The organism is Arthrobacter dokdonellae (assembly GCF_003268655.1).
Taxonomy (GTDB): domain Bacteria; phylum Actinomycetota; class Actinomycetes; order Actinomycetales; family Micrococcaceae; genus Specibacter; species Specibacter dokdonellae.
The window spans coordinates 3,538,980-3,565,207 of sequence record NZ_CP029642.1 but is presented as its reverse complement, the minus strand read 5'-3'; the positions used below and the strand labels follow the sequence as shown (position 1 = coordinate 3,565,207).

Here is a 26,228-nt window from a genome sequence, read left to right as displayed (position 1 = left end):
TTTCCCAGCGCTTAGGCGTCCAGCTTCGCCATCGGCTGCCACTGCCTGTCCGCCAGTATTGGCCGGGACGCGCGCCAGCCGGCCCAAAGCCTGCCGACGCCATGTAGGGTGCGCTCGACGGCCACCAGGCGCACCAGTTCCTTGGCTGCGGTCAGCGCCGTGCCCAGCGCAAAGCCCGCGCGGTGGAAGCGGCCGTTGGCCCGCAGGTACTGTGCCACCAGTCCGCGGTTGCGCATGACATAGAAGCGGCTCAGGTTTGAGGAGTCGTTCAGGTGGCGGATGCGCAGGTCGACGCTGCGCTGCTCACGGGCCTTGTGCAGCACAAATTCGTTGACGTACATCACCGGCCGCTCCAGTGAAATCAGCCAGCCGTAGATGGCGTCGTCCCAGGTGATGAAGAACCGCGGATCCGGCAGCCCCACCGATGCCACCGCGTCCCGGTGGACAAGCATTCCCTCAAAACAGCCCACGTTAGTGGAAAATTCGTTGGTGTGGGCAAAAACGTTCCCGCGCACCGGCAGGTGGAGGCCCAGAAAATTGCTGAAGTTGTGCTGCCAAAAGAATGGCTGGCCCGCGGCGTCGTAGCGGCGCCCGACCAGGGCGTCGTACCTCTCCATCCACGGTCCAAAGGCGCCGATCGCCCCGGGAACGGCAATGACGTCGTCGTCCATCAGCCACATCCACTGGGCGCCTTCGGCCAGTGCGCGCTCCACCCCTGCGGAAAATCCGCCCGCGCCGCCCACATTCGTGCCCAGGGCATGGTGGTGGAGTGCAACGGGGGTGGGGAGCGCGGCAAGGCGGTCCCGGGCGGCGGCTATGACCTCCGCCGTGGTGTCGGTGCTGGCGTTGTCCACCACCACCAGGGCGTCGGGGGCCGGATCGAGCGCGGCCACGGACTCCAGCAGGTTGGCGAGGAAATCCGCCCGGTTGAACGTGGTGATCACAATGAAGAAGCGGTCACGGCGTCCCACGGCTAAAACTTCTGGTCCTTCAACGGCCCAAACTTGGCCCCGCGCAGCCCGGCCCCATAGGCCCCGGCCCATTTCGCCAGGCCCCTGACGTCACCGCGGCCCAGGAAATACAGCGGATATCCCACGGCGTCGGCCACAAAGGACTTCAGCCGTAGGTGCCGGCGCGTGAGGTAGCCGCGGTTGCGGAAGTAGTAAAAGCGCTTGAAAGGCGTCTCCGGGACCAGCACGTGGAAGCGGTCGCCCATGATTTCGTGCACCTCGCCCCAGCCCGCGGGGTGGGTCAGCGCCACGGTGGTGACGGTGCCAAACTTGATGCCGGCCCGGCGCAGGCGCAGCATGAAGTCTACTTCGTCGCCGCGGATGAACAGGCGCAGGTCCGGCAGGCCCACCTTGAAAAACACGTCGGCCCGGATCAGTGCGCCGTTGAAGAACTGGCCCACGTTTTCAATCAGGCCCAGCGGCGCCACCACGGAGCGCTCATGGGTCAGGTGGCCGTCCAGGCGGAAGGGGAACGACAGCTTGGCGGGATCGCCCGGCGCCACGATCAGCGGAACCACCACGTCCAGCCCACGGCTTTCTGCTGCTTCGAGCAGGGTCGCCAGACACGTGGGATCCTCCGGGTGCGCGTCGTCGTCCATGATCCACACCCACTCCGCGCCGGACGCCAGGGCGCTGAGGATGGCAAAGGAGAACCCGCCGGCCCCGCCCAGATTGGCCTCGGAGCGCAGGTAGGTGACGGTGACGGGCGCTTCCGCCGCGATGTGGTCCACCGGCTGCGTGCCCGAATCCACCAGTGAAATGGACCGGGGTGCATGGGTCTGCCGTGAGAGGGCCCCCAGCAACGTGCGTACGTCCCCTGGCCGGTCAAAGGTGACGGCAGCCACGGCTACGGAATTTTGCAAGTCCTTGGATCCTCTCGGCCGGGTCAGGGGCACGCGGCGCGGGTTGGCGGTGGGTCATCGCCTGAAGCGATTACTATCTTTAACAGCTACCACTTTAGTACAGCCCGCATCGAATGGGCTGTAGAGCAATTTCAGACGCAAAAGCGTACCGGTAAATTACGGGCAGAAAACGGACTACGAATCACGTTGAATACGACGAGCGACACAGCACCAGGGAAATCCGGAGCCACGCCCCCCGAAGGCGATGCCAAGCCACGGCTGTGGCTGTGGTCGCAGGCGATCCTGGATTCCCTGTCGTGGGCCGCGGCCCTGCTGCTCGCCGTGCTGCTGCGATACGAGCTCGACGTCAGGCTGATCAACCCCGGCGGCCTGGTGCTGCTCATCGTCGTGGCGGTGGCCACGCAGCTTATTGCCGGCTGGTCGCTCTCGCTCTACCGTGGCCGCTACACCTTTGGCAGCATCCACGAGGCCCGGGTGCTGGTGGCCACCACGTTGATCGTGGCCACCGTAGCCGCCGTCTTCCTGTTCCTCACCGTGCAGGAAATCCACATTGCCCGGTCCGTCAGCGCCATTGCGTTTCCTTTTGCCGCCCTGATCATGGCGGCGGTCCGCTATGCCAAGCGACTTTACGTCGAGGGCAAGCCCACCTTTGGCGAGGAAGCCCAGAAGACCCTGATCTACGGGGCAGGCTTCCTCGGCAACTCGCTCGTGACCCGCATGGTCCAGGACCGGGAATCGCCCTACGTGCCCGTGGGCCTGATCGACGACGACACCGCCAAAAAGCACCTGCGCCTGAGCTCGGTCGGGGTGCTGGGCCGCGGCGACGAACTGCCCGAGATCATCAAGCGCACCAAATCCACCGTGGTGGTGCTGGCCATGGCCCACATCGACTCGGAGCGCATCCGGGAGATCTCCGATTCCGTCTCCGGGCTGGGCGTGAAGGTGCTGGTCCTTCCGCCGCTGCAGGAAATGCTGACCGCCAATACCAACCGCGACAACACGGGCGGGCTCACCGACTTCCGCGAAATCGACGTCGAGGACCTGATCGGCCGCCGCCCGGTGGACATCCAAGTTGACCAGATCGCCGGCTACGTCACGGGCAAGCGGGTCCTGGTGACCGGCGCCGGCGGCTCGATCGGCTCCGAACTGTGCCGCCAGCTGCACGGCTTCAACCCGGCCGAGCTCATCATGCTGGACCGCGATGAAACCGGCCTGCAGCACACGCAGCTGTCCATTTTTGGCCACGGCCTGCTCAATGACAATTCCACGGTGCTGGCGGACATCCGCGACGCCGATGCCCTCGAGGAGATCTTTGCCAAGCGGCGCCCCGAGGTGGTGTTCCACGCCGCCGCCCTCAAGCACGCGCCGCTGCTGCAGATGTATCCGAAGGAAGGCTGGCAGACCAACGTCCTTGGCAGCCTCAACGTGCTGGCCGCGGCGCGCAGCGTCGACGTGGAAACGTTCGTCAACGTCTCCACGGACAAGGCTGCCAGCCCCACCACGGCACTGGGGCACTCCAAGCGGGCGGCGGAAAAGCTGACGTCATGGATGGCGGGGGAGACCGGCAAGCGCTACGTCTCCGTCCGTTTCGGCAACGTGATCGGCAGCCGCGGCTCCATGCTGCCGCTGTTCACAGACCAGATCAACAAGGGCGGCCCGGTCACGGTCACGCATCCCGATGTCACGCGCTTCTTCATGACCATCCCCGAGGCCTGCCAGCTGGTCATCCAGGCCGGTGCCATTGGACACGGCGGTGACGTGCTCATCCTGGACATGGGCGAGCCCGTGCGCATCATGGACGTGGCCCGGCGCATGATCGCCATGTCCGGGAAGAAGATCGACATCAAGATCACCGGCCTGCGCCCTTCCGAGAAGCTCCACGAGCAGCTCACCGGCGACGACGAGGTCAACAACCCCGACGGCCACCCCAAGATCTCCCACACCCACGCGCGCCCGCTGGCGCCCGCCGACCTCGACCTGGAGCTGTGGCTGAAACGCTGCCATGAAGAGGCAGGCGACGCCGCGCCCAGCATTGACGAGTCCGACGGCGACGTCGCGGCAGGTGCCTGATGGGTACCTGGACTGCCTCGGCCGCCGTGGCCGCCGTCGCCCTGATTCTCGCCGTGGGCCTGCCCGCGGTGGTCCGCCCGCTCCTGGTCCGGGCCGGCGTGCTGGACGTGCCCAACGCCCGCAGCTCACACCAGAGCCCCACCATCCGTGGCATGGGAATTACGACGGCGGTCGCCCTGCCTGCCGCCCTGGCCGTGGCCGCCTTCCTGCCCCTGGGAAGCGGCGCCGGCCAGGCCCGCGCAACGCTCGTTGTCATCCTGTCGGCCTGCCTCTGTGCGGCCGCCATCGGCTGGGTGGAGGACATCCGCGGGCTGGCCATCGGCCTGCGCGCCGGACTGCAGCTGGTGGTGGGTGCCCTGGCCACTGCGGCCGTGGCCATCATAGACCCCGGGGCCCAGCAGATGTGGTGGATTCCGGCGGGCGCCGTCGCCGTCGCCGCCTATGTGAACGTCACGAACTTCATGGACGGCATGGACGGCATCTCCGGAACCCACGGGCTGCTCGTGGGCGGCTTCTACGCCTTTGGCGGCGCCGCCACCGGCCACCAGTGGCTGGTCTACGCCGGAGTGGCGATCGCCGCGGCCTTTGCCGGGTTCCTGCCCTGGAACCTCGCGCGGAACAAGGTCTTCATGGGGGACGTGGGAAGCTACCTGCTCGGCGCCGCCATTTCCGTCACCGCGATGGCAGCCTTCCTGGCCCATGTGCCCGTGGAATACATTTTCTCGCCCGTGCTGATCTACCTCGTGGACACGTTCGTGACGTTTCTGCGCCGGCTGCTGGCAGGCGAGCGGTGGTACGCCTCGCACCGCCAGCACGTGTATCAGCGCCTGAACATCGTCGGGCTCAGCCACCTGCAGTCCACGGGAGTGGTCTGCGCGGCGACCGTGGTGGTCGGTGTGCTCGGCATTGTCGCCGCCCAGGGCGACAGCCTTGTCCAGGTGACTGCCACGGCCGTATGTGTGCTGGTGGTGCTGCTGTACCTGCGCACGCCCACCTTGTTCCAACGGCACTTTCGCCGCAAGGCCGCGGCTCGGGCGCGTTAGCGGCACGGGCCAGAAAGCGGCTCGCGCCGGACAGGGGCAGGCCCAGGGCGGGTCGGCCGCTCGTTCTATCTCGTGTAGAATTGTTTCTGGCGAATTCCGCCCTTGCGTTTCATTGGCTTTCGTGCGAAAAAAGCCTTTTGTGAAGAGAGTTTCTATGAAGGATAAGAGAGCCCCCCACGGCGCAGTTCGGGGACCCGTCCAGACGGCCGGCCCCTCTGCGACCCCGTGGCTCAACATCCTCAACAAATGCCTGCTGGTCGCAGCGGCCGCTACGGTGGCACTTGCCGTCGCCGCACTGGCCGTGACCGGCTGGTCCGGCGTCGGCAGTGTGGTTTTCGGTTCCGTGGTGGTGGTGGCCTTCTTCGGCCTCAGCCTCCTGGTGGGACACATCTACGGCCGGAAGAACCCATCCGGGGCCATCGGCGTCTTCATGGTGACCTACCTGGTGAAGGTGGTGGGCTTCGCCGTCATCCTCTTCACCCTGGGCGCCCCCACATGGCTGAACGGGCCATGGTTCGCCGCGGCCGGCGTCGTGGTGGTTTTGCTATGGCAGGCGACGGAAGTGGTCACGTTCAGCCGCCAGCGCCTGCAACTTTACAACGACCCCGTCGACCCGCCGTCCGAAACGGATCCGTCATGAGTGGTGGGGGTCCCGCGGACAAGTATTCGGCGGCGTCCGGCAGGCCCGACAGGCCCGACGGCAACGGCGGATACAACTCCGGGATGATCGTCTTTAGCTACATTATTGGCGGAATTGTCGTCTGGAGTTTGATAGGCTGGGTTCTGGATATTTTGCTCGGAACACACTGGATAGTTCTGGCCGGGGCATTCGCAGGTCTCACCGGCGGTTTCTACTTGTCCTTTGCACGTCGCTTCGGAATAACACGGTCCAAGCGTGCGGATGAACGGCCATCCGCGCCCGACGGCAATGGGACTGAGCATCCGTGACACCACACCTTTTCAATAACGTTGGGGGCATCGGGGCGTTTTCCGCCCCAGTTCCCGAAAACCAGCCCAATTATGGACTCTGCAGAGAGGAAACGCGTTGATCGCGCTTACGCTCCCCGCCCAAGATGGTGGAAGCTTCACCCCGCCCAGCGTCACCAGCCATCTGGCCCCGTTTTTCACCATCGGCGGTTTTGAATTCACCAAGCAGATGGCGCTGGTGCTGCTTTCCGTCGTGATCATCGCCTGGTTCTTCGTAGCGGCCGCCCGAAAGGGCCAGCTGGTTCCGGGCAGGCTGCAGTTTGCCGGCGAAATGGCATATGGATTTGTGCGCAACTCCGTTGGCAAGGACGTCATCGGGGCCAAGGACTTCAAGAAATACGTGCCGCTGCTGTTCTCGTTGTTCTTCTTCATCCTGCTGAACAACCTCTACGGCACCATCCCGTGGATCCAGCTCCCCAGCTTCTCGCATGTGACCGGCGCCTATTTCCTGGCACTGCTGGTCTATGTGATCTGGATCGGCGTGGGCCTGAAGGAAAACGGCCTGCGGTACTTCAAGCTGGCAGTGGTGCCCTCCGGCGTGCCGTGGTACATCCTGCCGCTCGTGGTGCCGATCGAGATCATCTCGAACTTCGTCGTCCGCCCCATGACGCACAGCCTCCGTCTCTTCGCCACGATGCTGGCCGGCCACCTGATCGTCCTGATCGCGGGCTCCGGCATCGAGTTCCTGATCGCCCAGGAAAGCTGGCTGCTGAAGGGAACCTCAATCCTGGTACTGGCCGGAGCAACGGCCATGTACATGCTCGAAGCGTTGATCATGGTCCTGCAGGCCTACGTCTTTGTCCTGCTGACCGCAATCTACATTGAAGGCGCTGTCCACGCGGACAGCCACTGACCGCACCAAAAGAATTCCCCGCGGGGGATAACTTGAACCAAACAACCTGCCTACGGGCATCTTGAAAGGAAACACAATGACGGGAAATATCAACGGCTCGCTGAACCTCATCGGTTACGGTCTGTCCGCGATTGGTGGAGCCATCGGCGTCGGCCTGGTCTTCGCCGCCTACATCAACGGCGTTGCACGCCAGCCGGAGGCCCAGCGTGTTCTCCAGCCCCTCGCGTTCCTGGGCCTGGCCCTGACCGAAGCCCTCGCCATCCTTGGCCTCGTGTTTGCGTTCGTTCTCAAGTAAAGAGAACTGCGATCCTTCAACATACGAGTAGAAAAGGACGGGTGAAATATGAATAACCTCATGGTTTTAGCCTCCGCCAACGCGGCGGATGCTGCGCCCAGCCCTCTGTCCGTCAACTGGTCTGAATTGCTGGTTGTGGCTGTCGGCTTCGCCATTCTCATGTTCATCGTGGTCAAGTTCGTTGTCCCGATGTTTGAGAAGACCTATGCGGACCGCACCGAAGCCATTGAAGGCGGAATTGCGAAGGCCGAGAAGGCGCAGGCGGAAGCCTCCGCTGCACTCGACGAGTACAAGCAGCAGCTGGTCGACGCCCGTACGGAGGCAAACCGCATCCGTGAGGAAGCCCGCGCCGAAGGTGCCCAGATCCTGGCGGACCTGAAGGAAAAGGCTGCCTCCGAGTCTGCCCGCATCACGGAACAGGCACAGACGGCGATCGCCGCCGAGCGGCAGGCCGCTGTTGTCTCGCTCCGCTCCGAGGTCGGCTCGCTGGCCACTACGCTGGCAGGACGCATTGTGGGCGAGTCACTCGACGACGACGCCCGTGCCAGCCGCGTGGTCGACCGCTTCCTGGCTGACCTGGAAAAGCAGAGCGAAGGTGCAACGAAGTAATGGCAGGCGTATCGAGCGAATCGCTGAGCACAGCATTGGGCCAGCTGGAACCGACGCTTCCGACGGCGTCGCTGTCCTTGGCCCAGGAACTTTTTTCCATCCTGGCGATTCTGGACAGCTCGGCCGGCCTGCGCCGGTCGCTCACTGACCCGTCCCGCACGGGTGCTGAAAAGTCGGCGCTGGTCACCGCACTGCTCAAGGGCAAGGTCTCCGCCGAGGCGGAGACGATCGTTGGGCGCCTGGCTGCAGCGCGCTGGAGCGATGCACGTGACCTCGGCGATGCACTCGAGACCTTGGCCGCAACTGTGGTCATTGCCGTTGCAGAAAATCGGAGCTCGTCCGTCAGCTCCGGCCACTCCGTTTCCGGCCTGAGTGCCCTGACAACGTTGGAGAACGAGCTGTTCTCCTTCAACCAGGCCGTTGAATCCAGCCACGAGGTGCAGCACGCCTTGGTGGAGCAGCAGGCAAGCGAGTCTGCAAAGGCGGACCTGGCCCTGAAATTGGTTCCCGGCGCGAGCCAGGAATCCCAGGTGCTGATCCGCCAGGCAGTGGTCAACCCGCGCGGCCTGAAGGCCGTCAAGCTCATTGAACGGTTCGCCAACTTGGCGGCGGCACGCCAGCAGCGCTGGATAGCCAACGTCACCGTGAGCCGTCCGATGGACACCGCGCAGCTGGACCGGCTGCAGCGCGGACTCAACTCCCTTTACGGCCGTGAGCTGAACGTCAACGTCCGCGTTGACCCGGCACTCATCGGCGGGGTTCGCGTCCAGGTTGGTGACGAGGTAGTGGATGCCTCCGTCATGGCCCGCTTGGGCGAACTGCGCCGCCAGCTGGCTGGATAGCCGCAGGCACAAATAGTAAGAAACCAAACCGCCCGCCCACCAGGACGGGAATGGTGCGAAAGCTAGGTCACCGCAGACTTGCGGTGATCGCGAAATAGGAGAGCAGGGACTGCAGATGGCCGAATTGACCATCAACGCCGACGACGTCCGTATTGCGTTGAATGACTTCGCGGCGTCCTACGAACCGGGCAACGCCGAACGCGTTGAGGTTGGCCGGGTTACCACGGCCGGCGATGGCATTGCCCGTGTGGAGGGACTTCCCTCCGTCATGGCCAACGAGCTGCTTCGCTTCGAAGACGGCACGCTGGGCCTGGCCCAGAACCTCGACGTCCGCGAGATCGGTGTCATCGTCCTCGGCGACTTCACCGGCATTGAAGAAGGCCAGGAAGTCCACCGCACCGGTGAAATCCTGTCCGTCCCTGTGGGCGACGCCTTCCTGGGCCGCGTGGTCGACCCCCTGGGCGCACCCATCGACGACCTGGGCGAGATCGTGGCCGAGACCACCCGCGCCCTGGAACTCCAGGCGCCCGGCGTGACCGAGCGCAAGAGCGTCCACGAGCCCATGCAGACCGGCCTGAAGGCCATCGACGCAATGATCCCGATCGGCCGTGGCCAGCGTCAGCTGATCATCGGTGACCGCCAGACGGGCAAGACCGCCCTGGCCGTTGACACGATCATCAACCAGAAGGCCAACTGGGCCACCAACGACACGAACAAGCAGGTCCGCTGCGTGTACGTTGCCATCGGCCAGAAGGCGTCGACCATCGCCGCCGTCCGCCAGACACTGGAAGACCACGGCGCACTTGAGTACACCACCATCGTGGCGTCCCCGGCCTCCGACCCCGCAGGCTTCAAGTACTTGGCCCCGTACGCCGGTTCGGCCATCGGCCAGCACTGGATGTACCAGGGCAAGCACGTGCTGGTGGTCTTTGACGACCTGTCCAAGCAGGCGGAAGCCTACCGTGCCGTGTCCCTGCTGCTGCGGCGCCCGCCGGGACGCGAGGCCTACCCGGGTGACGTGTTCTACCTGCACTCCCGCCTGCTGGAGCGTTGTGCCAAGCTCTCTGACGAGCTCGGTGCCGGGTCGATGACCGGCCTGCCGATCATCGAAACCAAGGCGAACGACGTCTCCGCCTACATCCCGACCAACGTGATATCCATCACCGATGGCCAGATCTTCCTGCAGTCTGACCTCTTCAACGCCAACCAGCGCCCCGCCGTGGATGTCGGTGTATCGGTCTCCCGCGTCGGCGGTGCTGCACAGGTGAAGTCGATGAAGAAGGTTTCCGGTACGTTGAAGCTGGAACTGGCCCAGTACCGCGACATGCAGGCATTTGCCATGTTTGCCTCGGACCTGGACGCCGCCTCCAAGCAGCAGCTGACCCGCGGTGCGCGCCTGATGGAACTGCTCAAGCAGGGCCAGTACGCACCGTTCCCGGTGGAAGACCAGGTCGTCTCCATCTGGGCCGGCACCAACGGCTATCTGGATGATATCCCGGTCCACGACGTCACGCGGTTCGAGAAGGAATTCCTGGAGCACCTGCGCCACACCACGTCCATCCTGACCACGCTCGCCCAGACCAATGTCATGGCCGACGAGACCGTCGATGCGCTCAAGACAGCCATCACGGACTTCAAGGCCGGCTTCTTCGGTGCCGGCGGCGACCAGCTGGTCGGTGCCGGACACGAGGAGCACGACGCCCTGGCCGGTTCCGACGTCGACCAAGAGAAGATCGTCAAGCAGAAGCGCTGACTTTACGTCTGTTGGTCCTGGCGGGGCACCTTCCCCGCCAGGCCAACCGGGAATTTAGGAAAGGAAAAGTATGGGAGCCCAGATCCGGGTCTACCGCCAGAAGATTGCATCGACGACCTCGATGCGCAAGATCTTCAAGGCGATGGAACTGATCGCCACCTCGCGCATTGGTAAGGCGCGCACCCGTGTGGCGGCGTCCTTGCCCTACTCGAACGCCATTACCCGTGCCGTTTCTGCCGTGGCATCGCAGAGTGTCATCGACCACCCGTTGGTGACCACACCGGAGCAGGTCCGCCGGGCAGCCGTGGTCATTGTTGCCTCCGACCGAGGCCTTGCGGGTTCCTACTCCGCCAGCGTCCTCAAGCAGGCCGAACAGCTCGCCGGGCTGCTCGGTTCGGAAGGCAAGGAAGTTTCCTACTTCCTGGTCGGCCGCAAGGCACAGGCGTACTTCGATTTCCGTGACCGCAGCTATGCGCGTGTTTGGACCGGAGGCACGGATGCCCCCGAGTTTGGCACCGCCAGGGAAATTGCCCAGGCAGTCCTTGAGGCGTTTGGCACGGACTACGAAAAGGGCGGCGTGGATGAAATCCACATCGTGTCCACCCGCTTCCAGTCGATGGTCGTGCAGGTGCCGCAGGTTGTCAGGCTTCTGCCGCTTGAAGTGGTTGAAGAGCAGGCGACGAGCGAGTCCGATCTCCTTCCGCTGTACGAATTCGAGCCCGAACCGGCACAGGTGCTTGACACACTGCTTCCGCGGTACATCGAATCACGTATCTTCAACGCACTCCTCCAGGCCGCCGCAAGTGAACTTGCGGCACGCCAACGGGCCATGAAGTCCGCGGGGGACAACGCCACGGACTTGATCAAGAAGTACACGCGACTGCGCAACACGGCCCGCCAGGCCGAGATCACCCAGGAACTGTCCGAGATCGTGGCCGGCGCCGACGCGCTGAGCGCGTCCTAGGCCACAGCCAAGGCGCCGGCCCCGGCCGGCACCGTTCCTGACACCGATAGACTTAACCCCACGCCATCTACTGATTGAAGTGAGAGAGATGACTGCCACTACTACAGAGCAGGTAGCCGCCAAGGCTGGTGCCGTTGGACGCATTGCCCGCGTCATTGGCCCCGTCGTTGACGTAGAATTCCCCGCGGGCTCCATCCCCGGCATCTACAACGCGCTCGAAGCCGAGCTCACGCTCGCCGGCGAGACGCGCACCATTACGTTTGAAACCGCGTTGCACCTCGGTGACAACCTGGTCCGTGCCATCTCCCTGCAGGCCACCGACGGACTTGTCCGCGGCACGTCAGTGCGGGACACCGGCGCCCCGATCTCCGTCCCTGTTGGCGACGGCGTCAAGGGGCACATCTTCAACGTTCTGGGCCAGCCCCTGGACATTGAAGAGTCGGAGCTGACCACCACGGAACGCTGGCCGATCCACCGCAAGGCCCCCGCCTTCGCCACCCTCGAGGGCTCCACGCAAATGCTCGAGACCGGCATCAAGGTCATCGACCTTCTCACCCCTTACATCCAGGGTGGAAAGATCGGCCTGTTCGGCGGCGCCGGCGTTGGCAAGACCGTGCTGATCCAGGAAATGATCACCCGCGTTGCCCGCAACTTCGGCGGCACCTCCGTGTTCGCCGGTGTTGGCGAGCGCACCCGTGAAGGCAACGACCTCTGGGTTGAAATGGAAGAAGCCGGTGTCCTGAAGGACACTGCCTTGGTGTTCGGCCAGATGGACGAGCCGCCGGGAACGCGCCTTCGCGTAGCACTGTCCGCGCTGACCATGGCGGAGTACTTCCGCGATGTCCAGAACCAGGACGTGCTGCTCTTCATCGACAACATCTTCCGCTTCACCCAGGCCGGTTCCGAAGTTTCCACGCTGCTGGGCCGCATGCCCTCCGCCGTGGGCTACCAGCCCAACCTTGCCGACGAGATGGGCCTCCTGCAGGAGCGCATCACCTCGACCAAGGGCCACTCGATCACGTCCATGCAGGCCATCTACGTCCCTGCTGACGACTACACCGACCCGGCCCCGGCAACGACGTTCGCCCACCTGGATGCCACCACCGAGCTGTCCCGTGAAATTGCCTCCCGTGGCCTGTACCCGGCCGTCGATCCGCTGTCGTCCACGTCGCGCATCCTCGACCCGCAGTACATCGGCCAGGCGCACTATGACACCGCAGTGCGCGTGAAGCAGATCCTGCAGAAGAACAAGGAACTCCAGGACATCATCGCCATCCTTGGTGTTGACGAGCTCTCCGAAGAGGACAAGATCGTGGTGGCACGCGCCCGCCGCATCCAGCAGTTCCTCTCGCAGAACACCTACACCGCCAAGCAGTTCACCGGCGTCGAAGGCTCCACGGTTTCCATCAAGGACACCATTGAGGGCTTCACGGCGATCTGCGACGGGGACGTCGACCACATTGCCGAGCAGGCGTTCTTCAACGTCGGTGACATGACCGACGTCGAACGCCAGTGGGCCAGCATCCAGGCGTCCACCGGATCGACCAAGTAACCATGGCCGAACTGGAAGTTGAAATCGTCGCGGCGGACCACCACGTGTGGGCCGGCGCGGCGAAGATGGTCAAGGCGCGCACGTCCGACGGCGAGATCGGCATCCTTCCGGGCCATTCGCCCCTGCTGGCAATTTTGGCAGAGGGCGAGCTGGCCATTGAGCCCGTCAACGGCGCCCGCCTGGCGGTATCCGTGGACGGCGGCTTCTTCTCGGTTGACAAGGACCGGGTGGTGATCGTTGCAGACAACGCGCAGTTGCAAGACGGCGCGGCGTCAGACGCAGGGATCCGATAGCAAGCAATTGATGAACGAACCCGGCATCCCGTTCATCGTCCTGGCAGCGATATTCCTGCTGGTCGTTATTACACTGTGCCTGTTTGGGGTGCGCCGCTTTCAACTGCGGCGCGCCCTGGGCACGGTGGACGCCTCCATCTGCGTCAGCGGGAACCGCTGGCAGATGGGGGTTTGCCGTTATCAGGAGTCGGACCTTGAGTGGTTCCGGCTCCTTTCGTTAAGCCCGCTTCCGCACCGGAAGATGGTGCGCAGCTCGATCGAGTTGGTGGGCCGCCGCCAGCCCACCGAGGCCGAACGGACCCGGGTGCCGCCCGACGTCGTCATTGTCAAGCTGTCCTACAAGGGCGAGGAAGTGCTGCTGGCGATGAAGTTCGGCGCCTACGCCGGGTTGTCCTCGTGGCTTGAAGCCGGGCCCGTGGTGGGCATCGGAACGTGGAGATAAGCTTCAGCACACTCCCAGCATTTGACGCTAACATCACCATTGTTGCCCGAACGAATAGGCGGGACTGGCGGAAGAGGGCAAGCGGTGCATGTTTCGGCGTGGTTTTACGGGTTGAGCCTGGCTTCGGGGTTCCTTCCCGCGGCGGCCCTGGGGCTGGGCGCGGCGGCACTGACGTTCCTCCTGATCCGGCGTTCCCGCCGCTGGTGGGTGTTCTGCGCGTCAGCCGGGGCGGCCTCGGCGGCCTTGGCCATGCTGGCCGGCTGGGCCGTCATCCACGTCTGGTACTGGTGGCCTGAGGACCTTCCCCCCACCGTCATTGCCTGCGTCGGCTTCGGCATTTGGGGACTTGTCCTGGGACTGGCGACGGCGTTCCTTGGCTTGGGCGGCCTCCTTCGCCGCGGCTCCGCGCGGGGGCAGCGGCGCCACGGGGTGCGCCCGGGGACGGGGCGCACTAGTGTCCCCCGGGCGATGCTCGCGGTGGCCGCCGCCGTCGTCGTCGTGGCCGTCAGCGCGCTGCAGGTCAATGTCTATTTTGGCGAATACCCGACGGTCGGCAGCCTCATCCACGGTGACCCGGCCCTAGCCCAGGGCATTCCGCACTTCCTGCAAAAGAAGGCCACGGACCGTTTCCGGCTCCTGCCCGTCAAGGACGGTTGGGTCGCGCCGAAGCGGATGCCGGGCGCCGGCGAATTCCGCCAGGTCAGCATCCCCGGCAAGGTGTCGGGCTTCCACGCGAGGCCTGCCGTGGTGTACCTCCCGCCGGCCTACTTCACCCCGCACCCCCCGGTCCTGCCGGTGGTGGTGCTGGTCACCGGCCAGCCCGGATCCCCGCAAAACTGGCTCGTGTCCGGCCACCTCGGCCAGACCATGGCGGCCTACGCCAAGGCCCACCACGGTTTGGCGCCGGTGGTGGTCATGCCGGATGCCAACGGCAGCCAGGAAGCCAACACCATGTGCATGAACTCCGCGCTGGGCCGGGTGGACACCTACATGGCCGTCGACGTGCCGCGGTGGATCACCGGGACCCTTAACGTGGACATCAACCACGAACACTGGGCAGTGGCAGGGTTCTCCTATGGCGGGACCTGCGCCATGCAGATGGTCACCCGGCACCCGAACGTTTACAGGACCTTTGCGTCCATCTCCGCCGAAGAGGAGCCTGCGCTGACGGCCAGCCGCACAGTGACCATCCAACGTGCCTTTCACGGCAATGCGGCCGCATTTGACGCCGTGCTGCCGATGACCCTGCTGGCGCGGCGCAGCTACCCGGACATTCACGGGTGGTTTGCCTCGGGCGCCCAGGACGCTGTCTACACGCACAATGCGAAGATGCTGGAGGCCGCCGGCCGCAAGGCAGGCATGAAAGTGGTGCGCACCACGTTTCCGGGCGGCCACTCCTGGATCATGGTGACAGAGGCCCTGCCGTCAGCCTTCAGCTTCATGGGTGCCCGGCTGGGCCTGCAATGACCTCAGCGCTCACGGACTGGGTGCGGCGCACGCCGTTCACCCTGGCCGTCATGGTGGTGACCGTGGTGGTGATGTTTGCCACGCGGGACTTCCGGCACCCGCTCCCGCGAGGTGCGGCGGGATCGGCCGGGCTGCAGTCAACGGACCTGGTTACCGGTCAATGGTGGTCCTTTGCCACGACCGTGTTTCTGACGCCCGGCGTGCTGGGACTCCTGGCCGCCCTTGCCGTGCTGGCAGGTGTCCTGGGGCTGGCGGAGATAACAGTCGGCACGGCGCGGACGGCCGCATTGTTCGTCTCCTGCCAGCTGGCCGCGGCCGTGGTGTTCACCGGTGTCGTGCAGTTCGGTGGGGCTCTCGGCGTCGAGTGGCTGGCCGGAATGCGCGAGGCGACGCTCATGGGGCCGTTCGCGGCGGCGGCCGGGACTTTGATGGCCGCCAGCCGGCTGGTCAGCGTGATGTGGCGGCGCCGGATGCGCTCCCTCACGCTGGCCATTGCCCTGATGCTCACCCTCTATGTGGGGCATGCCCAAAACCTGTTCATCCTGATCGGCGCGGTGGTTGGACTGCTGCTGGGCGCCGCCGTCTTCCCGGCGCGGGTCCCGTCCTACGTGGCACGCCCCACCAGCCGTGAAACTCGGACCATCCTCGCCATCGTGGTGGCCGTCTTTGCCGTGGGGCCCCTGATGGCCGCCATTGCCCACATCCCGGTCGGGCCGCTGTCCGGGCTGCGGAACCTGGTGGTCAACCCCGTGCCCAGCATCGGCCAGCTGCAGGCGGCCTGCCCTCCGCTGGAGGAGGCCTGCCGGGGGCTGGGCCGCGGCATGGGCCTGTGGGGTCCCGGCGGGCACCTTCTGGCGCTGGCGCCGATGCTGCTGCTCCTGGCATGTGCCGAGGGGTTGCGCCGGGGCAACCGGCTGGCGCTTTGGATGGCCGTCTACCTGCATTTGGTGATCGGCGTCATGAGCGGCTTCTACCTTCAGGTGTTTGCCGGCTTCGGGCTGCCGCTGCTGCGCGGGCGGCGCGTCCTGAGCATCAATGGCTCCATGTGGGAGATCCTTCCGGTGGTATTGGTGCCGTTTGTCATTGCCGCCGTGCTGGTCTCGCGGCGCCGCCATTTCCACATCGACCCCAACCCCGTGCTGCGGCGGAGGGCGATTGTGCTGCTGCCGCTGATGCTGGGCGTCTTTGTGGTGCTGTATTCGGCGGCCTGGTACGCCGAGGGCAACGAATACGGGGAGTACGGGGTCATCGGGCTGCTTGCCAGCCTGCCGCGCGTGCTGCTGCCCTATCCTTTCCCGTTTAGCTACGGGGCCGCGGTTTATCCGCACGGGTTCTTTACGACGCTGCTGTTCAGCATGGGCGGGGCCGTGCTGTGGACTGCCAGCGTGGTTTTGGTGCTGGGATTGTTCCTGAGCCGGCGCGTGACTTCCGGTCCTGCCGGCGCCGGCAGGGCTGCCGCGGCGGCACTGGTGCGCCGGGGCGGGGACTCGTTGTCCTGGATGGCCCTGTGGCCCGGAAACGAGTACTGGTTCACCCCCTCCGGGACGGCGGGGGTCGCCTATCAAGTGCACTTTGGCGTGGCGGTGACGGTGGGCGGGCCCCTGGGGGAGCCGGACGACCATGCGGCCGCCGTCGACGGCTTCATCGACTATTGCGCCGAGCAGTCCTTGACGCCGTGCTTTTATTCGCTCACGAATGAATGCTGGGAAACGTTGCGGCGCCGCGGCTTCCGCCGTGCCGCGGTGGCCACTGAAACCCTGCTGGACGTCCGCGTCATGGAATTCAAGGGCAAGGAATGGCAAAACGTGCGCACGGCCCTGAACAAGGCTGCCAAGCTTCAGGTGACCGCCACATGGCACAGGTACTCCACGCTGAGCAACGGGCTGCGGACCCAAATCCATGAAATTTCCGAGGACTGGGTGTCCGGCCAGGCGCTGCCGGAACTGGGTTTCACGCTGGGCGGGGTGGAGGAGCTCAAGGACGACAACGTCCAGATCTGCCTGGCCGTCGACGCCACCGGCCGCGTCCACGGCGTCACCAGCTGGCTGCCGGTCTTCGCGCACGGCGAGGTGGTCAGTTGGACGCTGGACTTCATGCGCCGCAATGACGATGCCTTCAAGGGCGTGATGGAGTTCCTGATCGCGGAGGCCGTGCTGCACTTCCGTGACCAGGTGGAATACATCTCCCTGTCCGGTTCACCCCTTTCCATCAGCGCGCCGGAGGTTCCGGCGGCCGCGGCCGTCCGCGAGGCCGGATCCTCCCGCGAGGGCGGGGGGGCGCAGGGCGGCGCGGCGGTGCGCGGTGCCGCGGACGGTGCGGCTTATGGTGGGCCGCTGGACGGTGCCAAAGCCGCGGACGGTGCGGCGCGGGAAGACGGGGCCGCGCTGGACGCTGCGGGAGCCGCGGGCGGGGCCGCGCGGGAACGCGGGGCGGCGGCGGGCGGCCCAGCGGAAGCGGAAGCGGCGTTCGTGCATCCCCTGGTGGCGCTGGAAGGGACGTCCATGGAGAGGATTCTGGCGCTGCTGGCCCGCACGCTGGAGCCGGTGTACGGCTTCGCGTCTCTGGCAAACTTCAAGAAGCGCTTCCAGCCGCGGCACCGCACGCTCTACATGGCCTATCAGGATCCGCTGTCCCTGCCGGCCATCGGCCGGGCCGTGGGGGAGGCCTACATGCCCAATGTGTCGGTCCGCGGGCTGGCCCGGCTGCTGCGGAGGACGTAGGGGCCGATGACGGCGTGCGGGACCCGTGGAGGGTCCAGCGGATCGGAAAGCGCCCATGGAGCGCCCGGGCGGGCCCTTCGATCGTGCGGCACGTGGGGCGGGCATGGAAAGGGCCCCGGCAACCTTGCCGGGGCCCTTTCGACGCAGCGGGCTGCTACAGCGTGTTCACGCCGGTGGCTTGCGGCCCCTTGGTGCCTTGTCCGATTTCAAATTCGACGCGTGCATTTTCTTCGAGCGTTTTGAATCCGCCGCCTTGGATTTCCGAATAGTGGACGAACACGTCCCCTTCGGCATTGTCCGGGGTGATAAAGCCGAAGCCCTTTTCAGCGTTGAACCACTTGACGGTTCCCTGTGCCATTGTTTCTCCTCATAAATGAATTGCTCCATGCAAGACAGCACTTAGCATGGCATGCATCACAATTGAGGTCAACGGAATGCGGCATTCATGACCCGAAAAGTAATTAGTTGAGCCACACGCCGGCCCGCATGACGCGCTGCAGTTCCAGGCCGCCGTCCACCACCAGTGCATCGGCGCGCAGGCCCCGGCGCAGCGATCCGACCTCATCCGTCAGTCCCAGCACCTCGGCTGGGACCGCCGTGGCCGAGCGCAGCGCGTCGGTGAGCTTGACGCCGGCGGCCACCGTGCGCCGCACTACGTCGAGGAGGGTTGCCGTGCCCCCGGCAATCGATCCGGTGGTGTCCAGGGTGGCCACGCCGTCCGTCACCGTGACGGGCGACGGACCGAGCGTGTACTGCCCGTCCGCCAGGCCGGCGGCCGCCATGGAGTCGGTGACCAGCAGGATGTTGGGGGCGCCCACCAGCGCGAACACCATGCTGACAGTTTCCGGGTCCAGGTGGGTGTTGTCGGCCACGAGCTCGACGGCGGCGTCGCCCGCCTTGGCCGCCTTCAGGCAGGCGGCCACGGGGCCGGGCGACCGGTGATGCATGGGAGGCATCCCGTTGAAAAGGTGGGTGACAGTGGGACGTCCGGAAACGCCGTCGAACCCGGCGGAATCAAGGCCCTCCCGGGCCTGGGCCAGGGACTCGGCGGCCGTGGCGGTGTCGCAGTCGGTGTGGCCCACCGACGGGGTGACGCCATAGGAAGTCAGGAGGTCCACCAGGTCGGCCGCGCCGGGCAGCTCCGGGGCGTAGGTCATGGTCGCGATGGCGCCCAAGCCAGCCTCGATCAGCGCGGCCGCCAGCTCCAGATCCGGGTCGAGCAGGAACTCGGGGTTCTGGGCGCCGCAGCGGGCGTGGGAGAGGAAAGGACCCTCCAAGTGGATGCCTGCCAGCAGCCCTTCGGCGGTCATTTTGGCGTAAACGCCGATCCCCTTCAGGAGGTCCGCCGGTGCCGCGGTGACCATGCTGGCCAGAAGGGTGGTGGTTCCGGCGCGGTGGAGGAACTCCACGGCCGTGCGGGCCGAGGCCTCGTCGCCGCTGGGAAAGTCGCCGCCGTTGCCGCCGTGGTTGTGGAGGTCCACCAGGCCGGGGATGATGCGGTGGCCTGCCGGGAGTGTGATGATGTTGGCCGGGTCCAGCGACCCAAAGCCGGGTTCGTCAAAGTGGTCGGCGCGCCCGGCATAGGCGATGCGTTCCCCGTCAACCGCGAGCAGCCCGTGCTCCACGAGGCCGCGGTCGGTGACGACGGGGCCGTAGATCAAGGTCTTTGCGGGCTCGGGGGCTGCGGTGTCTTGGCTCATGCGTTCCAGTCTATCCAGCCGCGCATTTGCCGGGCACCGTACGTCAGACAATGTCAGGAGGGGTCCAAAGAGTGGCGCGGAAAGGCGGCGCTGAGGAGCGGCGTTTAAAACAGCCTCGAGGCGCTGTCGTCCACGCCGCGCATTGCGTCGTAGTCCAGGGTGAGGCACTCAATGCCCCGGTCGGCGGCGAGGACGCGGGCCTGCGGCTTGATCTGCTGCGCGGCGAAGATGCCGCGCACGGGAGCCAGCAGGGGGTCCCGGTTGAGCAGTTCCAGGTAGCGGGTCAGCTGCTCGACCCCGTCGATGTCCCCGCGGCGCTTGAGCTCAATGGCCACGGCCGCGCCGTCGGCGTCCCGGGCCAGGATGTCCACCGGCCCGATCGCCGTGAAGTATTCCCGCCGGACCAGGGTGAATCCGCTGCCCAGCAGCTCGATCTGGTCCGCCAGAAGCCGCTGCAGGTCCGCCTCCACCCCGTCCTTGATCAGGCCGGGATCGGTGCCGAGGTGATGGTTGGACTCGTGGATGTGCTCGTAGATGTTAATGATGAGCTTGTCGTCCTGCTTGGTGGACTGCACCACCCACTGCTCCACCACGCCCTCCTCCAGCGCGGAGTCCGCGGCCGCCACGGTGCGCAGGGTGGCAGGCGGGCTCATCCAGTTCAGGGGCTTGTAGGAGCCGCCGTCGGAGTGGACCAGCACGGAGCCGTCGGCCTTGACCAGCAGCAGCCGCACGGCCAGGGGAAGATGGGCTTTGAGGCGTCCGACGTAGTCGACGGAGCACTTGGCAATCACTAAACGCACGCCCTCCACAATAGCCGCATCCGTGTGGGGCGGCCTCCCGGGCGCCTGCCGGTGGCGGCCAAACCGGCCGCCCGGGCGCCTGCCGGTTTGGCCGCCACCGGGACTGGTGCGGCACAATGGTGGCATGCCCCGTTCAAACCATCCGCGCCGCCGTCGTCCGTCCTTTTCAGGCGGAACGGCGGGCGGCAGGGACGGTGCAGGCGGCGGGGAGGACGGCCTGGACCGGGCCCGGCTGGGCATCCCGGAGCGGGAATCGGCCCCGGACGGGGAATGGGCCGTGCGCACCATCACGGCGCGGAACGCACAAAAGGTGTACACCTGCCCGGGCTGCAACCACCCTGTCCAGCCCGGCGTGGCCCACCTGGTGGTGTGGCAGGAGGACGCCCTGTTCGGCTCCGAGGCTGGCCTGCGGGAACGCCGCCACTGGCACACCAACTGCTGGCGCGGGCGCAGCTACCGCTACAGATAAGCTGGTGGGCATGGCAATCGACCCGGCAACCCTTGAATTTTCCGATCCTGGCGTCCGTTTTACGGTCCGCGCCGCCACCGTGCTGCCCGCCCTGCGCGAGAACATTGAGCTGACGACGGCGGACGGGCTGACTTTGGTGGGCGAGCTGGCGCTTCCGGCCGACGGCGTGGTCCGGGCCACGCTCATCACCCTCCACCCGCTGCCCACCCACGGCGGCTTCATGGATTCGCACGTGTACAGGAAGGCGTCTTACCGCCTGCCCGCGCTGGCGGGAATTGCCGTGCTGCGGTTCAACACGCGCGGCACTTCCTCGCCGCGGGGCACCAGCGGCGGGGCCTTCGACGACGGCGTGGGGGAGCGCCTTGACCTTGAGGCGGCCGTCCGGTTCGCCGTGGAGCGCGGGCTGCCGAACCGGTGGCTGGTGGGCTGGTCCTTCGGCACGGAGCTGGTGCTTAAGTACGGGGCACTGGAGCCGACGGCTTCCCAATTGGAGGGTGCCGTGCTGCTCTCGCCGCCGCTGCACCGTGCCGGCGACGTCGACCTCGCCGCATGGGCCGCGGACGGCAAGCCGCTGGCCGTGCTGGTGCCGGAGTTTGACGACTATCTTCGGCCGGAGGCCGCCCGCGAACGCTTTTCGCTGGTCCCTCAGGCACGGCTGGTGTCCGTTTCCGGGGCGAAGCACCTGTGGGTCGGAGAGAAATACGTCATGCGGGCCCTGAGCGAGATCGCCTCGACGGTGTTGGGGCAGCCGGTCCGGCTGCCCGACGAGTGGCAGGGCCCGGTGGCCGCCGCGCCCGTGGCATAGCCGCCGCGCCTCCCGGTCGTGCCGGCCGACGGCCCGACCGTTGCACCGCCTCCCCGGTGGGCGAGACCGCCGAGACCCGGGACGGCGGGACGGAGATGTGTGGCTGGTATATCGGGATTCACCCTCCGTTGCGACCCCAGTGGGCCGTGCAAATCGCCGAGAGTACAGCTCTGGTGGCCCGGGGCCGCCCGACAGGGGCGCCGAGAGTACAGCTCTGGTGGCCCGGCGGCCGCCCCACCCGCCGTTGCTGTGCTTTCGGCGCGGGGCGGGCATGGACGCCTCGCCAGACCTGTACGTTCGGTCCCTCAGGACGCTACATCTTGTCCTGGCGCGCAATGAACACTTCCTTGACCAGCAGCATCACGGCCGCGGCGGTCGGAATGGCGATGAGCGCGCCGAGAACGCCGAGCAGGCTGCCGCCGGCAATGACGGAAATGACGGCAATGGCGCCCGGGACGGCTACGGCCTTCTGCATGATGCGGGGGGAGATGAAGTAGGCCTCAAACTGCAGGTAGGCAAAGTGGCAGATGGCGTAGATGATGGCCGTCTGCCACCCCAGTGTCAGGCTGACGGCCGTGACCACCACGGCCGCCAGCATGCCGCCCACCAGCGGGATGAAGGCAAGGAGGGCCACCACAAAGGCCAGCAGAACACTGAACGGCACGTGCAGGATGCTCATCACGATGAACGCAAAGGCGGCATTGAGGATCGCCACACAGGCCTGGCCGATCACGTAGTTGCCCACGCCGCGGGTGATTTCCTCGCTCAGCTCTTCCACGCGCGCGCGCCGGGATCGCGGCGCCAGGCGATAGCCCCACTTCTTGATGGACGGCATCGACGCCAGGAAGTACAGGCTCAGGACCAGCACAATCAACGTGCCGAACAGGCCGTTCGCGATGGTGGTGCCCACCCCCACCACGCCGCCGAACACGCCCCCGACCGTCTGGGCGTTTTGGAAGAATTTGGCCACCTGTTGGTTGATGGTGTCCACCACGTGGTACTGCACGTCCAGCTGATGGAACAGGTCGGAGCTGAGGAAGTCGTTGATCCAACCGGGCGCCTTCTGGACAAGCTGCGTGGTCTGGTCGACGATCGTGGGGATGAGGGTGGCGAAGAAGATGGCCACTGCGCCCAACAGGACCACAAGGGTCAGCACAATGCCCAGCGGCCGCGGCACCTTCCGTGTCTCCAGCCACCGCACGACGGGGTCCAGGCCGAGCGCGATGAACAGGGCCGTGACTATCCACAGCAGCAGCTGGGACGTGTTCGCCACGATGTAATTCAGGAAAATGGCGATGCCGACGCCAACGGTGCCCATGAAACCGAAATAGATCGGGTGGCGGAACATGCCGCCGGACGCCGGAATGTTGCCAGCAGGTGTTGCGACGGCATCCTCGAGCGATTCGGACGGCAAAGCGAAGCGCACGCGAGGCTGGGCGCCCGGCAGCGGCTGGCGGACCTTTTGCGCCAGCCAGGAGCGCCACCCCGCCGCGGTCTGCCGCCCCGCAGGGAAGGTCGACGCCGGACGTGGCGCGGCTGCCCCGCCATGCCCTCCCGCCGGGGTTTCGTCCGCAGCCGTTGGCGGCCCGGTTTGTCCCGACCCTTCACTTTCAGACGCGGCCGCGCCGGGCGCCGGGGGCGGCACCCGGGTGCCGGGCACGTGGGGTCCGGCGCCGGCGTGGTCCTTTGTTTCCGGGTTGTGGTCCGCGGGATCCGGCTCGGGTGCGTCAGTGTCACGGGTAGAACTCAAGGAAGGCTGCCTTAATGTTCGGGAGCGGGAGACCTGCCCACACCCCAGTTGTTCATGGTGAGTCGACATTATCAGCGGAGCCCGCCCGCCAGCGCTCATTTCGGGCTTGCCCAGAGGCCGCGCCCGGACGTTCCGGGTCCGGACCGCACCGCTTTCCCGGGTGAGAGTTTCCTCGCAAAACGGGGCCAAAGGTAACGTTTCGGTTACCCTTGAAGGATCGACCAAAGTAGTTTTCCGCCGATGATAGGTATGTTGTTGCGTTCCAAGATTGCAATTGTCCTGGCCATTTTGGGCCTGGTGGTCCTCGGGCTGGGGATTGGCCAGCGCACCATCTGGCTTCCGCCCGCCACCGTCACAGCTGGCGTCCAGGGCAGTGTCACGCCGTCTCCCTTGACAGTCATTGGGCCCGACGTACTAAAGGCCAAGGATGGAAACTTCACCATGACCATCAAGGCCAAGGGACCCATCCAGCTTGCCGTTGCGCAGCAGCGTGACATCACCGGCTGGGTGGGCGATGCCGCGCACACCGACATTACGGGCGTGAACAGTGACTTCACCGCCCTGACCGCCAAGAGCATTGCCGGTGCGGCGAAGGTACCCAACCCTGCAGGCTCGGACATGTGGGTCAGCGAGGAAAAGGGCACGGGCGAACTCAGCTACACGTGGCAGGCCCCCGGCCATGGCGACTGGGCGCTTCTGGTGTCCTCGGACGGCACGGCGCCTGCCCCCACCGACATTACGCTGACCACTGACAACGCCGCGGGAACCCCGTGGGCTGTTCCGTTGATGGTCATCGGCTCGGCACTGCTGGCACTCGCCGCGCTGCTGCTCTTCATTGCACCGCGCAAGCCCCAGGCGGCCGTGGCCGGCCGTCGCGCCGCGGGTCGGGCGCCTTCGGATCCCGCCATGGGAGCGGTGGAAGTGGAAAAGCTCGTGGCCGACAGGGAAAGGGCGGCCCGGGACCGAATTCCCAAACCGGCCACGATCGCGGATGCGCGCCGCGCCGCACGCAGGACCGAGGCCGCGGCGGTGGCCCGCACAGGTGGTGCAGCTTCAGGTGGTGTGGGTGCGGGCATTGCCGGTGGCCACGGCAACGGGCCGGACCACGCCTCAGCCCTTCCCGGGACGCTGGGTTCCAGCGGGCCCGGCGCGGCTGAAACCTCGGCGATGCCGGTTCCCGGTACGGGCGCAGACGCAGACGCAGCCACTGGGGCGGGCATGGGCTCAGACGCAGACACAGATGCAGGCGGGGGCGCGCGCTCCTCGGAGGATGTGCCAGGCTCCGGCAGGACCGAGGACGGCCAGGACTTGGGTCAGGTCGCGGGTACGGAGGCCGCCGGGCGCCAGGGCAGTGGCAATGACACGACGGCGTCGAAAGGCTCCGCCAGCACCTTGGGCAACGACGCAGGGGCCGCGGGTATCTCCAGCGCCGCCGGCATCTCCGGTGCCGCGGGCACCGCGGGCGCAAAAAACTCCACCGGCACCGATACCGGCACCGCGGGCACTGCTGGCACCGATGCTGGCGCCTCCGGCACCTCCGACGCCGGCAAGTGGCATGTCGGCAGGGACGACCCCTCAGGGCAGGGTGACTCTGCAAAGCGCGGAGGCGAATCCGGGAGCGGCCGCGAGAGCGATGGCGACGGTGGCGGCTCCGGTACGTCCGGTGAGGGCTCCGGTACGTCCGTTGGCGGGCAGTCGCCGGCCGTTGCCGGGGAAACCCCGGGGGGCAAAGGCAGGATGAAACCCAAGCGCTCTTTCAAGAGGGGTGCCAAAAACAAGCCGGCAGAGGGGAAGAGCGACCGTACCGTCAGGCCCCCCGCCGACGCTTGGGCCCGGCTCGTCCGCGGCGTGCCGCGGAAGGCCCGTTGGGCGGCCGCCCTCGTGGCGGTCCTGGTCGCGGGGACGATGGGGCCGGCCGTGGCCGCAGACCCCACGACGCCGGCTTCCGGTCCCACGGCGTCGTCCACGCCGAGCCCGTCCGCGGGCAGCACCGCCGGAGCAACTGCTGCGCCCACTGCGGGCCTGCCGGTGCTTCTGGACAGCCAGGTGCAAAAGATTGCAGCGGCCGTTTCCACGGTGGTCGCCTCGGGCGACAACGCCAAAAACGCCAAGGAGCTTGAGCCACGGGTAGCCGGCTTGGCATTGCAAATTCGCGCGGCAAACTACAAGATCCGCTCCAAGGTCTCCAAGCAGGCGGCGGTGGACCCGGTCAACAGCACCAAGCTGCTCGCCCGGGTGGTCACCACCGACTCCACGTGGCCGCGCTCGGCCATGATCGTCACGCAGGGAGAAGGCAACGCCCTTCCCCAGCTGCTGACGCTCGTCCAGGCCAGCGCCCGCGAGAACTACAAGCTCATCAATGCCACCCCGCTGCTGCCGGGCCAGACGTTCCCCACGGTCGACAAGGAAGGCGCTGCGAGCGTTCCGCTGAATTCCGCCACGGGGCTCCAGATGAGCCCGAAGGACGCGATCGCGGCCTTGAGTGACAGGCTGACCAAGGCCGACAGCAAGTGGAAGTCGACGTTCAAGGACAGCGTGTATATCCCCAGCGTCCTCAACACGCAGGCCCAGGTGCTCAAGGAGGCCAAGGACGCCACGTACGTGTTCAGCCACACGCCGGACATGAAGACGGCCCTGGCCATGCGCACCGCCGATGGCGGCGCCATGGTGGTGGCCGGCTACACCTTCGGCATCGACGCCACGTCGAAGGCTGAGGCAACCTTGACCATCGGCGCCGACGCCGCCGTGTTCGCGGGCGGGACGGAAACCACCAAGGGCTTCGTGCTCAGCTACGCCGAACCGATAGTCATGTATATCCCGCCGGCCTCGGCCAAAGGCCAGATCAGCATCGTCTCGGCCAACCGCAACTTGATCGGGGCGAAGTTCAAGTAGCCGGCCCCCACCGTCAGTTTCGCCCGCGGCGTGATTCCCCAACGCGGCG

23 protein-coding genes are annotated in these 26,228 nt (G+C 66.2%); 17 read left to right on the top strand and 6 right to left on the bottom strand.

Annotation, left to right across the window (positions count from 1 at the left end; translation table 11 throughout):
• Positions 1–11: 11 nt before the first annotated feature.
• Together DMB86_RS15885 and DMB86_RS15880 are read right to left on the bottom strand one after the other, a co-directional pair.
• A complete protein-coding gene (locus DMB86_RS15885; RefSeq protein ID WP_171814523.1) occupies positions 12–971 on the bottom strand; it encodes a glycosyltransferase in 960 nt (319 codons plus the stop codon).
• A 2-nt stretch (positions 972–973) separates the two neighbouring features.
• On the bottom strand, positions 974–1,873 hold the full coding sequence (locus DMB86_RS15880) for a glycosyltransferase (protein WP_113718650.1): 900 nt from the start codon (positions 1,871–1,873) through the stop codon (positions 974–976).
• Between the two features lie 186 nt (positions 1,874–2,059).
• Here DMB86_RS15880 and DMB86_RS15875 point away from each other — a divergent pair, with 186 nt between their 5' ends.
• From DMB86_RS15875 to DMB86_RS15805, 14 genes are all read left to right on the top strand, one after another.
• Entirely contained in the window at positions 2,060–3,943 is a 1,884-nt protein-coding gene (locus tag DMB86_RS15875; protein WP_113718649.1) for a polysaccharide biosynthesis protein, read from the top strand.
• The gene (locus tag DMB86_RS15870) at positions 3,943–4,986 is read left to right on the top strand and encodes an MraY family glycosyltransferase (protein WP_113718648.1); all 1,044 of its coding nucleotides are present in this window, start codon (positions 3,943–3,945) and stop codon (positions 4,984–4,986) included. The genes DMB86_RS15875 and DMB86_RS15870 overlap by 1 nt, the downstream gene beginning before the upstream one ends.
• A 154-nt stretch (positions 4,987–5,140) precedes the next feature.
• Positions 5,141–5,626 (top strand): hypothetical protein, encoded by a 486-nt coding sequence (locus DMB86_RS15865; protein ID WP_113718647.1) that lies wholly within the window; start codon positions 5,141–5,143, stop codon positions 5,624–5,626.
• Between the two features lie 405 nt (positions 5,627–6,031).
• The gene (atpB, locus tag DMB86_RS15855; protein ID WP_113718646.1) at positions 6,032–6,826 is read left to right on the top strand and encodes a F0F1 ATP synthase subunit A; all 795 of its coding nucleotides are present in this window, start codon (positions 6,032–6,034) and stop codon (positions 6,824–6,826) included.
• A gap of 76 nt (positions 6,827–6,902) precedes the next feature.
• Positions 6,903–7,121: an ATP synthase F0 subunit C gene (atpE, locus tag DMB86_RS15850; protein ID WP_113718645.1), complete on the top strand. Its 219-nt coding sequence runs from the start codon at positions 6,903–6,905 to the stop codon at positions 7,119–7,121.
• Between the two features lie 48 nt (positions 7,122–7,169).
• Positions 7,170–7,730, top strand: coding sequence for a F0F1 ATP synthase subunit B (locus tag DMB86_RS15845; RefSeq protein ID WP_113718644.1), 561 nt, complete (start codon positions 7,170–7,172; stop codon positions 7,728–7,730).
• The gene (locus tag DMB86_RS15840) at positions 7,730–8,572 is read left to right on the top strand and encodes a F0F1 ATP synthase subunit delta (RefSeq protein ID WP_113718643.1); all 843 of its coding nucleotides are present in this window, start codon (positions 7,730–7,732) and stop codon (positions 8,570–8,572) included. The genes DMB86_RS15845 and DMB86_RS15840 overlap by 1 nt, the downstream gene beginning before the upstream one ends.
• Before the next feature lie 115 nt (positions 8,573–8,687).
• On the top strand, positions 8,688–10,325 hold the full coding sequence (atpA, locus tag DMB86_RS15835; RefSeq protein WP_113718642.1) for a F0F1 ATP synthase subunit alpha: 1,638 nt from the start codon (positions 8,688–8,690) through the stop codon (positions 10,323–10,325).
• A gap of 70 nt (positions 10,326–10,395) precedes the next feature.
• A complete protein-coding gene (locus DMB86_RS15830; protein WP_113718641.1) occupies positions 10,396–11,289 on the top strand; it encodes a F0F1 ATP synthase subunit gamma in 894 nt (297 codons plus the stop codon).
• An 88-nt stretch (positions 11,290–11,377) separates the two neighbouring features.
• Positions 11,378–12,841 carry a F0F1 ATP synthase subunit beta gene (gene atpD / locus DMB86_RS15825; protein ID WP_113718640.1) on the top strand — a complete coding sequence of 488 codons (1,464 nt, stop codon included), beginning with the start codon at positions 11,378–11,380 and terminating at the stop codon, positions 12,839–12,841.
• Positions 12,842–12,843: 2 nt separating this feature from the next.
• On the top strand, positions 12,844–13,134 hold the full coding sequence (locus DMB86_RS15820; protein WP_113718639.1) for a F0F1 ATP synthase subunit epsilon: 291 nt from the start codon (positions 12,844–12,846) through the stop codon (positions 13,132–13,134).
• 10 nt (positions 13,135–13,144) lie between these two features.
• Positions 13,145–13,576 (top strand): DUF2550 domain-containing protein, encoded by a 432-nt coding sequence (locus DMB86_RS15815; RefSeq protein WP_113718638.1) that lies wholly within the window; start codon positions 13,145–13,147, stop codon positions 13,574–13,576.
• 84 nt (positions 13,577–13,660) lie between these two features.
• Positions 13,661–15,043, top strand: coding sequence for an alpha/beta hydrolase (locus DMB86_RS15810; RefSeq protein WP_113718637.1), 1,383 nt, complete (start codon positions 13,661–13,663; stop codon positions 15,041–15,043).
• On the top strand, positions 15,040–17,763 hold the full coding sequence (locus DMB86_RS15805; RefSeq protein ID WP_113718636.1) for a bifunctional lysylphosphatidylglycerol flippase/synthetase MprF: 2,724 nt from the start codon (positions 15,040–15,042) through the stop codon (positions 17,761–17,763). Before DMB86_RS15810 ends, DMB86_RS15805 begins: the two co-directional genes overlap by 4 nt.
• A 154-nt stretch (positions 17,764–17,917) precedes the next feature.
• On the opposite strand, the gene DMB86_RS15800 is transcribed toward DMB86_RS15805, so the two are convergent.
• The 3 genes from DMB86_RS15800 to nucS all read right to left on the bottom strand — a co-directional run bounded on the left by DMB86_RS15800 (position 17,918) and on the right by nucS (position 20,263).
• On the bottom strand, positions 17,918–18,121 hold the full coding sequence (locus tag DMB86_RS15800) for a cold-shock protein (RefSeq protein ID WP_113718635.1): 204 nt from the start codon (positions 18,119–18,121) through the stop codon (positions 17,918–17,920).
• Positions 18,122–18,224: 103 nt separating this feature from the next.
• Positions 18,225–19,463 (bottom strand): N-acetylglucosamine-6-phosphate deacetylase, encoded by a 1,239-nt coding sequence (locus tag DMB86_RS15795; RefSeq protein ID WP_113718634.1) that lies wholly within the window; start codon positions 19,461–19,463, stop codon positions 18,225–18,227.
• A gap of 104 nt (positions 19,464–19,567) precedes the next feature.
• Entirely contained in the window at positions 19,568–20,263 is a 696-nt protein-coding gene (gene nucS, locus DMB86_RS15790) for an endonuclease NucS (protein ID WP_113719625.1), read from the bottom strand.
• Between the two features lie 124 nt (positions 20,264–20,387).
• Between nucS and DMB86_RS15785 the strand changes: the two genes are divergently transcribed.
• On the top strand, positions 20,388–20,732 hold the full coding sequence (locus DMB86_RS15785) for an ATP/GTP-binding protein (RefSeq protein ID WP_113718633.1): 345 nt from the start codon (positions 20,388–20,390) through the stop codon (positions 20,730–20,732).
• Between the two features lie 10 nt (positions 20,733–20,742).
• Entirely contained in the window at positions 20,743–21,537 is a 795-nt protein-coding gene (locus tag DMB86_RS15780) for an alpha/beta hydrolase (RefSeq protein WP_113719624.1), read from the top strand.
• A gap of 313 nt (positions 21,538–21,850) precedes the next feature.
• On the opposite strand, the gene DMB86_RS15775 is transcribed toward DMB86_RS15780, so the two are convergent.
• Entirely contained in the window at positions 21,851–23,287 is a 1,437-nt protein-coding gene (locus tag DMB86_RS15775) for an AI-2E family transporter (RefSeq protein WP_418202283.1), read from the bottom strand.
• A gap of 255 nt (positions 23,288–23,542) precedes the next feature.
• Here DMB86_RS15775 and DMB86_RS15770 point away from each other — a divergent pair, with 255 nt between their 5' ends.
• Positions 23,543–26,179: a hypothetical protein gene (locus tag DMB86_RS15770; protein WP_129545567.1), complete on the top strand. Its 2,637-nt coding sequence runs from the start codon at positions 23,543–23,545 to the stop codon at positions 26,177–26,179.
• Positions 26,180–26,228: the final 49 nt, after the last annotated feature.

Coding starts and splice junctions, on each gene's coding strand:
- DMB86_RS15870 (WP_113718648.1), top strand. CDS start 3,943: ATGGGTACCTGGACTGCCTCGGCCGCCGTGGCCGCCGTCGCCCTGATT.
- DMB86_RS15865 (WP_113718647.1), top strand. CDS start 5,141: ATGAAGGATAAGAGAGCCCCCCACGGCGCAGTTCGGGGACCCGTCCAG.
- atpE (WP_113718645.1), top strand. CDS start 6,903: ATGACGGGAAATATCAACGGCTCGCTGAACCTCATCGGTTACGGTCTG.
- DMB86_RS15845 (WP_113718644.1), top strand. CDS start 7,170: ATGAATAACCTCATGGTTTTAGCCTCCGCCAACGCGGCGGATGCTGCG.
- DMB86_RS15840 (WP_113718643.1), top strand. CDS start 7,730: ATGGCAGGCGTATCGAGCGAATCGCTGAGCACAGCATTGGGCCAGCTG.
- atpA (WP_113718642.1), top strand. CDS start 8,688: ATGGCCGAATTGACCATCAACGCCGACGACGTCCGTATTGCGTTGAAT.
- DMB86_RS15830 (WP_113718641.1), top strand. CDS start 10,396: ATGGGAGCCCAGATCCGGGTCTACCGCCAGAAGATTGCATCGACGACC.
- atpD (WP_113718640.1), top strand. CDS start 11,378: ATGACTGCCACTACTACAGAGCAGGTAGCCGCCAAGGCTGGTGCCGTT.
- DMB86_RS15820 (WP_113718639.1), top strand. CDS start 12,844: ATGGCCGAACTGGAAGTTGAAATCGTCGCGGCGGACCACCACGTGTGG.
- DMB86_RS15815 (WP_113718638.1), top strand. CDS start 13,145: ATGAACGAACCCGGCATCCCGTTCATCGTCCTGGCAGCGATATTCCTG.
- DMB86_RS15805 (WP_113718636.1), top strand. CDS start 15,040: ATGACCTCAGCGCTCACGGACTGGGTGCGGCGCACGCCGTTCACCCTG.
- DMB86_RS15800 (WP_113718635.1), bottom strand. CDS start 18,121: ATGGCACAGGGAACCGTCAAGTGGTTCAACGCTGAAAAGGGCTTCGGC.
- DMB86_RS15795 (WP_113718634.1), bottom strand. CDS start 19,463: ATGAGCCAAGACACCGCAGCCCCCGAGCCCGCAAAGACCTTGATCTAC.
- DMB86_RS15785 (WP_113718633.1), top strand. CDS start 20,388: ATGCCCCGTTCAAACCATCCGCGCCGCCGTCGTCCGTCCTTTTCAGGC.
- DMB86_RS15780 (WP_113719624.1), top strand. CDS start 20,743: ATGGCAATCGACCCGGCAACCCTTGAATTTTCCGATCCTGGCGTCCGT.